The sequence below is a fragment of the Ignavibacteriota bacterium genome, assembly GCA_016708125.1.
Taxonomy (GTDB): domain Bacteria; phylum Bacteroidota; class Ignavibacteria; order Ignavibacteriales; family Melioribacteraceae.
Genome location: JADJGF010000001.1, coordinates 3410258 through 3423566 on the forward strand (window position 1 = coordinate 3410258; position 13309 = coordinate 3423566).

Sequence of the window (13309 nt, forward strand, 5' to 3'; positions counted from 1 at the left end):
AAAAAAAATGACTGATAAGAATTGGGAAATTTTATTACGAGTAATTAATGGTGAAAAAATAAATCCGTTGCCAATTGGATTTATAATTGATAGTCCATGGTTACCAAATTGGTTTGGAGTTAATATAATTGATTATTTATCAAATGATGAAATATGGCTTAACGCAAATTTGAAAGCTATTGAAAAATTTCCGGATGCAATGTTTCTTCCGGGATTTTGGAGTGAATATGGAATGTGTACGGAGCCTTCTGCATTTGGTTCAAAAGGAACTTTTCCAATAAATGAATTTCCGCATGCACATCGAGTAATTAATTCTGTCGAAGAAATTGATGATTTGGTAATTCCAAATCCGGAAACAGATGGATTGCTTCCTTTTGTTTTAAATAGATTAAAATTGGCTCAGCCAAAAATTGAAGCGAAAGGTCACAAAATTAGATTTGCTGTTGCCCGTGGTCCATTAAATATTGCAAGTTATTTAATGGGTACAACCGAATTACTTATAACAATGATGATGGATCCGGAAAAAATTCATTTGCTAATGCAGAAAATTACTGAGTTTCTAAAATCATGGATAAAGCTTCAGATGGATACTTTCCCAAGTATCGACGGCATTTTTATGCTTGATGATATTATTGGATTTATGAGTGCAGATGATTTCTCTATTTTTGGATTACAATATTTTAAAGATATTTATAATCAAAATGTTTCCGTAAAATTTTTGCATAATGATGCACCTTGTCGTGAATCGGCACCATTATTGAATGAAATGGGCATCAATCTATTTAATATGGGATTTGATGTTTCGCTTAATGAATTGAAAGAATTGACAAATAATAAAATTACTTTGTTAGGAAATCTTCCACCAAGAGATGTTTTAGCGGCTGGAACTAAAGATGAAGTTTATACAAAAACGAAAGAGCTAATAAATTCAATAAATGATAGTTCAAGAATAATTTTATCATGCGGTGGTGGAATGCCGCCGAATGTTAGCTCAGAAAATATAAATTCATTTATTAGTGCAGTAAAAAAATAATAGAATTTATGCATGTGCAAAATCTTAAAAATATTGTTTATAATTCTTTCAAAAATGGAAAAAGATTAGTAGCGCCGCTTGTTGGTTTTCCGGGAATTAAATTAGCCGAATCATCAATAAAAATAGCACAACAAAATAGCTATGAACATTTTAAAGTTGTAAAAGCTAATTATGAGAAATTCAATCCAGATGCAATTTTCCCATTAATGGATTTATCGGTCGAAGTAAATGCATTAGGTAAAGAATTTTTATTCCCCGAAAATGATTCAGCAACAATTGTGAAAAGTGAGTTTAATTTCGATCAATTAAAAAATCTACAAAAAATTAATATTGAATATGATTCAAGATTACAAAGCAATGTTGAAACACTTAAACTAATGACTAAAGAATTTCCGAGTGAAATAATTAATTGTGCTTATGTTACCGGACCTTATACAATTGCAGGATTATTATTGGGAGCAGATGAAGCAGCAATTTCAACTATAACTAACTCGGAAAAACTGTTTAAAATTTGTGATTTAGCTGAAATTGTTATTACAAAATATATTAATCTTTTAATTGATGCCGGTGCAAAACTAATATGTATCTTAGAACCAAGCGCAGTAATGCTTTCACTGGAGCAGTTTGAGAGATATTCATCAAATTATGTCAAAAGAATTATTTCAAAATTCCATAAATCTAATATTGATTTTGTATATCATGTTTGCGGAAATTCAAATCATCTGATTAATAAAATGTGTGATTCGGGTGTTAATGCATTAAGTTTAGATTCATGCGATGTTGGAATTAATCTGACTGAAATTGCAAAAAGAATTCCCGAAGAAATAATTCTAATTGGGAATATTAATCCGACCGGAAAAATTCTAAATGGAAAAGTTAAAGAAATTGAAAATGAAGTATTATTTTTGTTGAATGAAATGAAAAGTGTTCCAAATTTTATCTTAAGTACGGGATGCGATTTACCTTTAGATACACCAATTGAAAACATTGAGGCATTTATGAATGTTGGGAAAAATTATATTTCAAAATATTAAATAGTTGGGAGATAAAATGAATAAGAAAATATTTTTATTATTTAATGCCTTTTTAACTTTTGTAACATTTATAAGTTTTAAGGCGCAAGTAATTGAAGATAAGGTTACTTTAAAAGAGGTTTTTAAGGATCATTATTTAATTGGCAATGCATTAAATACTTGGCAAATTTTAGGAAAAGATCCCAAAGCAATTGAATTAGTAAAGCAGCATTTCAATAGTATCACTCCGGAAAATATGATGAAATGGGAAAATATTCATCCTAAACCAAATCAGTATAATTTTGAGCCGGTTGATAGTTTTGTTGCTTTCGGTGAAAAAAATAAGATGTTTATTATTGGTCATACTTTGTTATGGCATGCGCAAACACCAAAGTGGGTTTTTGAATATGAGGAAGGAAAATTAGTTTCCCGCGATAATTTGTTAAGTAGATTAAAAAATCATATTCATACAGTCGTAGGAAGATACAAAGGAAGAATTCATGGTTGGGATGTTGTAAATGAAGCTATTGAAGATAATGGTGATTTGAGAAAATCTAAATGGTATCAAATTATTGGTGAAGATTATATGGAAAAAGCGTTTGAATATGCTCGTGAAGCTGATCCCAATGTTGAATTATACTATAATGATTATAATATGTGGCACAAAGGTAAAGTTAAAAAAGTAATTGAAATAGTAAATTCATTGCAAGCAAAAAATATTAAAATTGATGGAATTGGATTGCAAGGACATTGGGGATTGGATTATCCAAGTAATGAAGAAATTGATTTTGCATTTTCTGAATATTCAAAACTAAATGTAAAATTAATGATAACAGAATTAGATGTTCAAGTTCTACCACTTCCCGAAGGAAACATTGGAGCAGATATTTCAAAGAATTTTGAACTTCAGCAAAAATATAATCCATTTCCAAAAGAATTCCCGGATTCAATGCAAGTTAAATTGGGTAAACGTTATGAAGACTTTTTCAACCTATTTAATAAGTATAAAGAAAAAATTACTCGTGTAACTTTTTGGGGAGTTACGGATGCTCATTCATGGCACAACGGCTGGCCGATTAGAGGTAGAACAGCTTATCCATTGCTATTTGATAGAAATTATTTACCTAAACCAGCTTTTGATTTTGTAATAAAAACTGTTAAATAAATTAGCTTGAAATTCTGGTGAATTATGAGATTAAAATTTCTTCAAATAATATTATTATTTCTTTTTCTTAGTAGTATAAATGCTGAAAATGGTTATAGATTATGGCTAAGATATGATTTGATACAAGATCAAAAAGTTTTAGAAAATTATAAAAAAGATATTAATGGAATTATAGCTCTTGGAAATTCTGAAACAATAAAAATCTCTTCCATGGAATTAGTCGATGGAATAAAGGGATTGACGGGTATTGAAGTTCTTCCGTTTAATCAAGAAAGTCTAAATAGAACAATTGTTATTGGAAATTATAATGAAGAAATAATAAAAAAAAATATTTCCAAAAGTGAAATTGCACAAATAAATGATGAAGGATTTTTAATAAAGTCAATTTATGAGGAGAATAAAAAATTCATAATAATTAGTGCAAAAACTGATATTGGAGTTTTGTATGGTTCGTTCCATTTTTTAAGTTTACTTCAAACTCAGCAAAGTATAGAAAATCTTGATATTAAAAATTCACCCAAAATTAAATTACGTGTACTAAATCATTGGGATAATTTAGATAGAACTGTTGAAAGAGGTTATGCCGGATTTTCAATTTGGGATTGGCATAAACTTCCTAAATTTATTGATAAACGCTATATTGAATACGCCAGAGCCAATGCCAGCATAGGAATTAACGGAACAGTTCTAACAAATGTTAACGCCAATGCCATTGTTTTAACAAAAGAATATTTGCAAAAAGTTAAAGCATTAGCTGATATATTCCGTCCATATGGAATTAAAGTATATTTAACTGCAAGATTTAGTGCGCCAATAGAAATTGGCGGATTAAAAACTGCTGATCCATTTGATGAAAATGTAATCAATTGGTGGAAAGAAAAAGTTCAAGAAATTTATTCATACATTCCGGATTTTGGCGGATTTTTAGTAAAAGCAAATTCCGAAGGTCAACCCGGACCACAAAATTATAATAGAACCCACGCTGATGGTGCAAATTTATTAGCTGATGCTTTGAAGCCATTTAATGGTGTTGCAATATGGCGTGCGTTTGTTTACAGTAATGAAAATCCGGAAGATCGTGCAAAGCAAGCTGTAATTGAGTTTAAACCGTTTGATGGAAAATTTAGAGAAAATGTTCTTATTCAAACTAAAAATGGTGCAATTGATTTTCAGCCTCGAGAACCATTTCATCCACTTTTTGGAACTATGTCAAATACTAATTTGATGATGGAATTTCAAATCGCGCAAGAATATTTGGGACAAGCAACACATTTAGTTTATCTCGCACCGTTATTCAAAGAATGTTTGGATTCCGATACGTATGCTAAAGGGAAAAATTCATTTGTGAAAAATATTGTTGATGGAAGTCTGAACAATAATAAAATAAGTGGGATTGCCGGTGTTGCAAATATTGGAAATGATATAAATTGGACCGGACATTTATTTGGTCAAGCAAATTGGTTTGCATTTGGAAAATTAGCATGGAATTATAATTTGACTTCAAAGGAAATATCAGAAGATTGGATTAAAATGACTTTTTCAAATGATGAAATGTTTGTTAATTCAATTTCTGAAATGATGATAAATTCTAGAGAAAATCTTGTTGATTATATGACACCTTTAGGACTGCATCATATTATGGGATGGGATCATCATTATGGACCTTCACCATGGATTAAGGATAAACCTCGCGCTGATTGGACTTCGGTATATTATCATAAAGCAGATAGTTTAGGAATTGGTTTTGATCGAACTAAAAAGGGAAGTGATGCAGTTTCTCAATACAATAAAGAAGTATCGAAAATATTTAATGATATTGAGGAATGTCCCGAAGAATATTTGCTTTGGTTTCATCATGTTTCGTGGAATTACAAATTAAAAAATGGTAACAAACTTTGGGATGAAATTTGTTACAGATATTATGATGGTGTAAATTCTGTTAATAAAATGAATGAAAAATGGAATTCGTTTGAGAATGTTGTGGATAGTGAAAGATTTAATCATGTTAAAATGTTATTGGATATTCAAAAAGATGAAGCAATTTGGTGGAGAAATGCGTGTGTACTTTACTTTCAAACATTTTCTAAAATGGAAATTCCGAACAATTTAGAAAAACCAAATCAAACTTTAGAATATTATCAAAATTTAAAATTCCCTTATGCACCGGGAATAAAACCAACTTGGTAAAATTTTACAATTAAAATATTGATCGAATTATTCCTAGTTCTAAACCTCGCAATTCTGCTAAACCTCTTAATCTGCCGACTAAAGAATAACCGGGATAAATTCCCGTTCTATCTTTATCGGGAAAAAGTAAATGACCATGATCCGGTCGCATTGGCATTCTAAAATCTTTTCTGCCATTTTCAATTCTTCTTTTTTGTTCGAGTAAAAATTCTTTAACAATATTATATAAATCAATTTCACCTTCAAGGTGATATGTTTCTTGAAAATCTCCTTGCGAATTTCTTTTAACATTTCTTAGGTGAATGAAATTAACTCGATTTGAAAATTGTTTAGCCATCTCAACTAAATCATTATTCACACTTACGCCAAGTGAACCAGAACAAAAAGTTATTCCATTTGAATTAGAATTGTAAGCATTTAAGATTTGATTGATATCTTTTTCATTTCCAGCTACTCTTGGTAAACCCAATAATGACCAAGGCGGATCATCGGGATGAATTGCAAGGTTAACTTTATATTCTTCTGCTATTGGAGCAATTTCAGAAATAAAATAATATAAATTTTCTCTAAGCTCTTTATCTCCAATTTCTTCATATTCACTTAAAGCAATTTTAAAATCATCAAGTGAATATGCGTCCAATGAGCCGGGCAAACCATAAAGAATTGTTGAAATTAATTTATCTATTGCTGAGTTATCAAGTTGAAGAAAATATTTTTTTGCTTCATCAATTTGAGTTTGCGAATATTCATTTTCAGCAATTTTTCGTTTTAGAATAAATAAGTCAAAAGCTCTAAATGCTACTGAATTAAATTTAGATGTTATTGAACCATCTTCATTTACAACTTTTAAATCCGTTCTTGACCAATCAAGTATTGGCATAAAGTTGTAACAGATGGTATCGATTCCACATTTTGCTATGTTTTGAATTGATATTTTATAATTCTCAATTAACGATTTATAATTATTTTTCCTTTTTTTTATATTTTCATGAACCGGAAGACTTTCAACAACCGACCATGTAAATCCTTCTAATTCAATTAGACCTTTTCTCCTTAAAATATCATCTTCTTGCCAAATATCACCTACGGGAATTTGATGCAATGCAGAAACAATTCCGGTTGCACTGGTCTGTTTAATTTCTTTAAGTGAGTACGGATCATTTGGACCAAACCATCGCCAAGTTTGTTGAAATGCCATAAAAATACTTTCTAAATATTTTGATTATACACCACTAAATATACTAAAGCCGCCATCAATAGGAATAATTGTGCCGGTAACAAATTTTGAAGCATCGCTGGCGAGATAGAGAATAGAACCTATTAATTCATCTGGTTCTCCAAATCTTTTAAATGGAGTCATATGAATAATATCATTCCCTCTTTGAGTAAGAGTTCCATCTTGTTCAGTCAATAAAGTTCTGTTTTGATCTGTTAATAGAAATCCCGGGGCAATTGCATTAACGCGAATTCCATTCCCAAATTTTTGTGCCAACTCAACAGCCATCCCTTTTGTAAAATTATCTACAGAAGCTTTTGCCGCTGAATATCCTACAACCCTTGTAATAGTACGGAAGGTTGCCATTGAAGAAATATTGATTATTGATCCACTTTTTTGATTTGACATTGTTTTACCAAAAATAAGTGTTGGCAAAACTGTTCCATAGAAATTTAAATTTGTAACTTTTTGAAGTTCTTCAATCTTTAAATCAAATATAGTTTGATCAAGTCCAATAGTTGCACCGGGAATATTTCCGCCAGCAGCATTAACTAAAATATCAATAGTTCCGTATTTTTCTAAAACTTGCTGTTTTACATCGTCAAGACTTTTTTCTTCTAAAACGTTACATTGAATTCCGCTAACTTCACTTCCAAATATTTTAAGGTGTTCAACCTTTTTTTTAAGATTAGATTCATTAATATCAAGTAAAACAACTTTTACACCAGCTTGTAAAAATCCTTTTGCCATTTCACCGGCAAGAACACCGCCACCACCGGTTAACAATGCAACTTTATCTTGTAAATTGAATAATTTATTTAAGAATTCCATTTATTCCTTTCAAACTGCGATGAAATTCTGAAGAGAAAATCATCGCATTAAATTTTACGAAAATCAAATATTATCGTTAATAATCATTTCATACAATTCTTGTTTACCACTTGTTCTATTTGGTTCTCCGGTGGCGATAGCAATTTCTCGTAAGTCTTCTAATCCTAATTTACCTTCTTCAAATTCTTTACCTTTGCCACTATTATAACTCGCATATCTTTCATTTAATAATTTTAGATAATCTGAATTGGTTAATACTTTATCTGCAATTAATAATGATCGAGCAAATACATCCATTCCGGAAATATGAGAAATAAATAAATCTTCAAGATCAGTTGAATTTCTACGAGTTTTTGCATCAAAATTTATTCCGCCAGTTTTAAATCCGCCAGCTTGAAGAATTACCAACATTGCTTCTGTAATTTCAAATAAGTTAATAGGGAATTGATCAGTATCCCAACCGTTTTGGTAATCTCCACGATTTGCATCAATACTACCAAGTAATCCGGCATTGGCCGCAACTTGTAATTCATGCTGGAAAGTATGACTTGCAAGAGTTGCATGATTTACTTCAATATTTAATTTGAAATCATTCATCAAATCATATTCGCGCAAGAAAGCAATTACGGTTGCAACATCAAAATCATACTGATGTTTCATTGGTTCCATCGGTTTTGGTTCAATTAAGAAAGTTCCGGTAAAACCATTTTTGCGTCCGTATTCTTTAGCTTTATTTAAGAACATTCCCAAATGTTCAATTTCTTTTTTCATATTTGTGTTTAACAAAGACATGTAACCTTCACGTCCGCCCCAAAAAACATAATTCTCACCACCAAGAGTAACAGTTGCATCAATTGCATTTTTTACTTGTGTTGCAGCATAAGTTAAAACATTAAAATCGGGATTTGTAGAAGCTCCGTTCATGTAACGTGGATTTGAAAATAAATTTGCTGTTCCCCAAAGTAATTTAACACCGGATTCTTTTTGTTTTTGTTGAGCATAATCGACAATGGTTTTTAATCTTGCTTCACTCTCAATAATTGTACTTCCTTCTTCAACTATATCAAAATCGTGAAAACAATAAAAAGGGGCACCAATTTTTGTAATGAATTCAAATGCAGCATCCATTTTTTCTTTTGCTTTTTGAATTGGATCTGAATTTGTTAACCAAGGATATTTTTTTGTATCGCTGCCAAAAGGATCTGCTCCGTTTGCTCCAAATGAGTGCCAATATGCAATTGCAAATCGGAAATATTCTTTCATAGTTTTTCCGGCAACTACTTTATTTTCATCGTAATATTTGAATGCCATTGGATTCTTTGAATCTTTTCCTTCATAATGAATTTTGCCAATTCCTTGGAAAAATTCTTTTTCACCAACTGATAAATTATTTCCCATTTTATGCTCTCTTTTTTATTGTGAAATTCAGATAAAATAAATATAATTAAATAGTGTAAAAAATACAATATGTATTGTGTTAAAAATACACTAAGGGAGAAATAAAAATTGACTGCAAGTTCTTCGGAAATTATTAAAAATTTATCTATTGATTGTGTTGTTTTTGGATTTGAAAAAAGTAAGCTTGAAGTGTTGCTTGTAAAAAGAAAAATAAATCCGGAAAAGGGAAGTTGGGCTTTGCCCGGAGGATTTGTGTTAAAGACAGAAACTTTGGATCAGGCTGCTGTTAGAATTCTTGAAGAAACAAGCAACGTAAAAAATATTTATTTAGAACAAGTTCATACATTTAGTAAAATTGATAGATTCCCATTAAGAAGAGTTATAAGCGTTGCATATTTTGCTTTAATAAATCCGGAAAAACATTTCCTAAAACCTGGCACAGATACTTCAGATGTGCAATGGTTTAACATAAATGAAAATATAAATTTGCCTTTTGATCACTTTGAAATTCTAACAAAATCTTTAAATCTTCTTCGACAAAAAGTAAGAAACAAACCAATCGGGTTTGAACTTCTTCCAGAAAAATTTTCACTAACTCAATTGCAAAATTTATATGAATGTATTTTAGGAGAAAGTCTAGATAAACGTAATTTTAGAAAAAGAATAATGTCACTTAAAATGCTTTCACAATTGAATGATTTTCAAAAAGGTGTTTCACATCGTGCAGCACGTTTATATAAATTCAATTCAAAAGCATACAACGAATTAAAAAACAAAGGTTTTAATTTTCAAATTTAATTGAGATAAACATGACAAAAAATTATTTACTCGGATATGATATTGGTAGTTCATCGGTTAAGGTTTCTATTATTGATAGCGAAACCGGCGAACTTGTTGGTTCAGCATTTTCTCCGGAAACTGAAATGAAAATAAATGCGTCAGAAATTGGTTGGGCAGAGCAGCATCCAAATGATTGGTGGAAAAATTTAGTAATTGCGAATAAAAAAGCTTTACAAAAATTAAGTACAAATAATTATGAAATAAGCGGAATTGGTATTTCGTATCAAATGCATGGCTTGGTTATGGTTGATAAAAGTCATACTGTAATTCATCCATCAATTATTTGGTGCGATAGTCGTGCCGTAGAAATTGGTGATAATGCATTTAATAATCTTGGTGCGGATTATTGTCTTGGTAACTGTTTAAATTCTCCGGGAAATTTTACTGCATCAAAATTAAAATGGGTGAAAGTAAACAAACCGGAAATTTATTCTAAAATTTATAAAGTTATGCTTCCCGGTGATTTTATTGCTCATAAATTATCCGGCGAAATTAATACAACAATTTCCGGATTAAGCGAAGGAATTTTTTGGGATTTTAAAAACAATAACTTAGCCGATCAACTTTTTGAATATTACGGAATTGAAAAAAATATGATTCCGGATATTGTTCCAACATTTTCCGTACAAGGAAAATTAAATAAAGAATCAGCAGAAGAATTAGGAATAAAATCCGGAATTCCAATTTCATATAGAGCCGGTGATCAACCAAATAATGCATTTTCACTTAATGTTTTAAATCCCGGCGAAATTGCAGCAACAGCCGGAACTTCCGGAGTGGTTTATGGAATTGTAGAAGATAATTCTTACGATAAATTTTCAAGAGTTAATAGTTTTGCTCATGTAAATTACTCAAATGAAAAACCTATAAAAGGTGTTTTGCTTTGCATTAACGGAACCGGAATAATGTATAGCTGGCTTAGAAATGAAGCAATGCACTCAAATGAATCATACGAAAGTTTAAATCAATTAGCTTCAGAAATTAATGTTGGTTCAGATGGAGTTTTAGTTCTTCCTTTTGGAAATGGAGCCGAACGTGTTTTGAAAAATCAAAATATTGGCGCAAATATTTTCGGAATTAATTTTAATAATCATTCACGAAATCATATAATTAGAGCGGCACAAGAAGGAATTGCATTTACTTTCAGATATGGAATTGACATTATGAAGGAAATGGGAATTGCAGTAAATACAATGCGTGCGGGAAAAGCTAATATGTTTTTGAGTGATATTTTTACTGAAGCAGTCGCAAATTCAACAAATTCTGTTGTGGAATTATATAATACAGATGGCGCACAAGGTGCTGCACGCGGTGCGGGAGTTGGTTCCGGAATTTTTAAATCATTTGATGAAGCCTTTGTTGGATTTAAAAAATTGAAAATTGTTGAACCAAATCAAGTATTGGTAAAAAAATATGATGAAGTTTACAACAAGTGGAAAAATAAATTAAATCAATTTTTAGTTTTGTAAATTTATTGTTGAGAAAATTAAGTTTAGGAGAAATAAATGAGCAACAAAGTTGTAACATTTGGTGAAATTATGTTAAGATTATCAACCGAAGGATTTTCACGATTTGTGCAATCACAAAAATTTGATGTTACATTTGGCGGCGGCGAAGCTAATGTAGCTGTTGCTCTTTCCAATTACGGATTAGAAAGTTATTTTGTAACAAAATTACCTAAACACGAAATTGGTCAATCCGCTGTTAATCATTTAAGAAGATTTGGAGTAAATATAAATTACATTTCAAGAGGCGGAGATAGAATCGGAATTTATTTTTTAGAAACCGGTGCGAGTCAAAGAGCTTCAAAAGTAATTTATGATCGAGCAAATTCTGCGATTGCTAATGTTGAAATAGAAGAATTTAATTGGGATGAAATTTTTGAAAATTGCAATTGGTTTCATTGGACGGGGATTACACCGGCAATTGGGAAGCAGACACAAATAGTTTTAGTAGAGGCACTTAAAATTGCAAAGTCAAAAAATATTAAAGTTAGCTGTGATTTAAATTTTAGAAAAAAAATGTGGACTTCCGAAGAAGCCCAAAAAGTTATGATTCCATTAATGGAATATGTTGATGTTTGTATTGCCAATGAAGAAGATGCTGAAAAAAGTTTAGGTGAAAAACTTGGCAAAACTGAAATTGAAAAAGCCGCAATTGATGAAGAAGGATATTTCAAAACTGCTGAATTACTTAAGAAAAAGTATAATTTTGAAGCTGTTGCAATTACGTTAAGAGAAAGCTATTCGGCATCAAAAAATGGATGGAGTGCAATTTTATTAGATGATAAAGATTGTGTGAATCCGTATCGATCAAAAAAATATGATATTGAAATTGTTGATAGAGTTGGCGGTGGAGATTCTTTTGCAAGCGGACTAATTTACGGTTTATTAAACTATAAAAATTCTAAAGAAGCATTAGAATTTGCAGTTGGAGCTTCATGTTTGAAACATTCTATTCCCGGAGATTTTAATTTAGTAAGCGTTGATGAAGTTGAAAAATTAATAAAAGGCGATGGTTCAGGAAGAGTTGAGAGATAATTTATTTTTATAAGTATTTAAAATTATTTGTTTATTATTCTTAGGTAACAATCAAAAGTATTTAGAACTAAAGGTAAATAAAATGAAACAATATTTTCCGAATGAAAATCGTTATGAAAAAATGAAATACAACAGATGCGGAAAAAGCGGATTAAAACTTCCGGCAATTTCATTAGGGCTTTGGCATAATTGGGGCGGATATGATAACTTTGAAAACGGCAGAGAAATGTTGAGAACCGCTTTTGATTTAGGAATTACGCATTTTGATTTAGCAAATAATTATGGTCCGCCTTATGGTTCTGCTGAAGAAAATTTTGGACAAATGTTTAATAAAGATTTTTCAAACTTAAGAGATGAATTAATTATTTCATCAAAAGCCGGCTGGGATATGTGGCCCGGTCCTTATGGTAATTTTGGTTCGAGAAAATATTTAATTGCAAGTTTAGACCAAAGTTTGAAAAGAATGGGATTAGATTATGTTGATATATTTTATCATCATCGACCAGATCCGGAAACACCGCTTGAAGAAACGATGAGCGCGTTGGATTATATCGTAAAAAGTGGTCGAGCACTTTATGTTGGTGTTTCACAATATAATGCAGAGCTTACGCAAAGAGCTTACCAAATTTTGAAAGATATGGGAACAACTCTTTTAATTCATCAGCCAAATTATAATATTTTAGATAGATGGATTGAAAATGGTTTAACAAATGTTTTTGAAGAAAAGGGAATTGGATGTATTGCGTTTTCTCCTTTGGCGCAAGGAATTTTAACGGATAAATATTTGAATTCGGTACCAAGTGATTCAAGAGCCGGAAAAAAATATGGATATTTACGAAAAGAACATTTAACTGATACCAAAATGAATAAAGTAAAAATGTTAAATGAAATTGCCAAAAATAGAAATCAATCACTTGCACAAATGTCAATTAGCTGGGTTTTGAATAATAAATCAGTTACTTCTGCTTTAATAGGAGCAAGCAAACCGGAACAGATTACGGAAATTGTAAATGTAATTCATCAAAATAATTTTTCGGAAGATGAATTAAATCAAATAAATTCTATCGTAAATAATTAAAATAAATT

At 30.7% G+C, this 13309-nt stretch carries 11 protein-coding genes; 8 read left to right on the forward strand and 3 right to left on the reverse strand.

Going from position 1 to position 13309, the window contains the following annotated elements:
- Positions 1–7: 7 nt before the first annotated feature.
- From IPH62_14650 to IPH62_14665, 4 genes are read left to right on the forward strand one after another with little or no spacing between them, the layout of a single operon-like run.
- Entirely contained in the window at positions 8–1033 is a 1026-nt protein-coding gene (locus tag IPH62_14650) for a uroporphyrinogen decarboxylase (GenBank protein ID MBK7106516.1), read from the forward strand.
- Positions 1034–1041: 8 nt separating this feature from the next.
- The gene (locus IPH62_14655) at positions 1042–2067 is read left to right on the forward strand and encodes a uroporphyrinogen decarboxylase family protein (GenBank protein MBK7106517.1); all 1026 of its coding nucleotides are present in this window, start codon (positions 1042–1044) and stop codon (positions 2065–2067) included.
- Between the two features lie 16 nt (positions 2068–2083).
- The gene (locus IPH62_14660; GenBank protein MBK7106518.1) at positions 2084–3211 is read left to right on the forward strand and encodes an endo-1,4-beta-xylanase; all 1128 of its coding nucleotides are present in this window, start codon (positions 2084–2086) and stop codon (positions 3209–3211) included.
- Positions 3212–3235: 24 nt separating this feature from the next.
- Positions 3236–5398 carry an alpha-glucuronidase gene (locus IPH62_14665; GenBank protein ID MBK7106519.1) on the forward strand — a complete coding sequence of 721 codons (2163 nt, stop codon included), beginning with the start codon at positions 3236–3238 and terminating at the stop codon, positions 5396–5398.
- A gap of 10 nt (positions 5399–5408) precedes the next feature.
- On the opposite strand, the gene uxuA is transcribed toward IPH62_14665, so the two are convergent.
- From uxuA to xylA, 3 genes are all read right to left on the reverse strand, one after another.
- Entirely contained in the window at positions 5409–6596 is a 1188-nt protein-coding gene (gene uxuA / locus IPH62_14670; GenBank protein MBK7106520.1) for a mannonate dehydratase, read from the reverse strand.
- 24 nt (positions 6597–6620) lie between these two features.
- On the reverse strand, positions 6621–7445 hold the full coding sequence (locus tag IPH62_14675; protein ID MBK7106521.1) for an SDR family oxidoreductase: 825 nt from the start codon (positions 7443–7445) through the stop codon (positions 6621–6623).
- A 63-nt stretch (positions 7446–7508) separates the two neighbouring features.
- The gene (xylA, locus tag IPH62_14680; GenBank protein ID MBK7106522.1) at positions 7509–8843 is read right to left on the reverse strand and encodes a xylose isomerase; all 1335 of its coding nucleotides are present in this window, start codon (positions 8841–8843) and stop codon (positions 7509–7511) included.
- Between the two features lie 108 nt (positions 8844–8951).
- Here xylA and IPH62_14685 point away from each other — a divergent pair, with 108 nt between their 5' ends.
- The 4 genes from IPH62_14685 to mgrA all read left to right on the forward strand — a co-directional run bounded on the left by IPH62_14685 (position 8952) and on the right by mgrA (position 13301).
- Positions 8952–9641, forward strand: a complete 690-nt coding sequence (locus IPH62_14685) for an NUDIX hydrolase (protein ID MBK7106523.1) — start codon at positions 8952–8954, stop codon at positions 9639–9641.
- A gap of 11 nt (positions 9642–9652) precedes the next feature.
- Positions 9653–11152, forward strand: a complete 1500-nt coding sequence (locus IPH62_14690) for a carbohydrate kinase (GenBank protein MBK7106524.1) — start codon at positions 9653–9655, stop codon at positions 11150–11152.
- Positions 11153–11188: 36 nt separating this feature from the next.
- The gene (locus IPH62_14695; protein MBK7106525.1) at positions 11189–12223 is read left to right on the forward strand and encodes a sugar kinase; all 1035 of its coding nucleotides are present in this window, start codon (positions 11189–11191) and stop codon (positions 12221–12223) included.
- 82 nt (positions 12224–12305) lie between these two features.
- The gene (gene mgrA / locus IPH62_14700; protein ID MBK7106526.1) at positions 12306–13301 is read left to right on the forward strand and encodes an L-glyceraldehyde 3-phosphate reductase; all 996 of its coding nucleotides are present in this window, start codon (positions 12306–12308) and stop codon (positions 13299–13301) included.
- The last annotated feature ends 8 nt before the right edge of the window (positions 13302–13309 follow it).

Bases quoted from the DNA above. Each gene is read 5' to 3' on its own strand.
- IPH62_14650 (MBK7106516.1), top strand. From the start codon at position 8: ATGACTGATAAGAATTGGGAAATTTTATTACGAGTAATTAATGGTGAA.
- IPH62_14655 (MBK7106517.1), top strand. From the start codon at position 1,042: ATGCATGTGCAAAATCTTAAAAATATTGTTTATAATTCTTTCAAAAAT.
- IPH62_14660 (MBK7106518.1), top strand. From the start codon at position 2,084: ATGAATAAGAAAATATTTTTATTATTTAATGCCTTTTTAACTTTTGTA.
- IPH62_14665 (MBK7106519.1), top strand. From the start codon at position 3,236: ATGAGATTAAAATTTCTTCAAATAATATTATTATTTCTTTTTCTTAGT.
- uxuA (MBK7106520.1), bottom strand. From the start codon at position 6,596: ATGGCATTTCAACAAACTTGGCGATGGTTTGGTCCAAATGATCCGTAC.
- IPH62_14675 (MBK7106521.1), bottom strand. From the start codon at position 7,445: ATGGAATTCTTAAATAAATTATTCAATTTACAAGATAAAGTTGCATTG.
- xylA (MBK7106522.1), bottom strand. From the start codon at position 8,843: ATGGGAAATAATTTATCAGTTGGTGAAAAAGAATTTTTCCAAGGAATT.
- IPH62_14690 (MBK7106524.1), top strand. From the start codon at position 9,653: ATGACAAAAAATTATTTACTCGGATATGATATTGGTAGTTCATCGGTT.
- IPH62_14695 (MBK7106525.1), top strand. From the start codon at position 11,189: ATGAGCAACAAAGTTGTAACATTTGGTGAAATTATGTTAAGATTATCA.
- mgrA (MBK7106526.1), top strand. From the start codon at position 12,306: ATGAAACAATATTTTCCGAATGAAAATCGTTATGAAAAAATGAAATAC.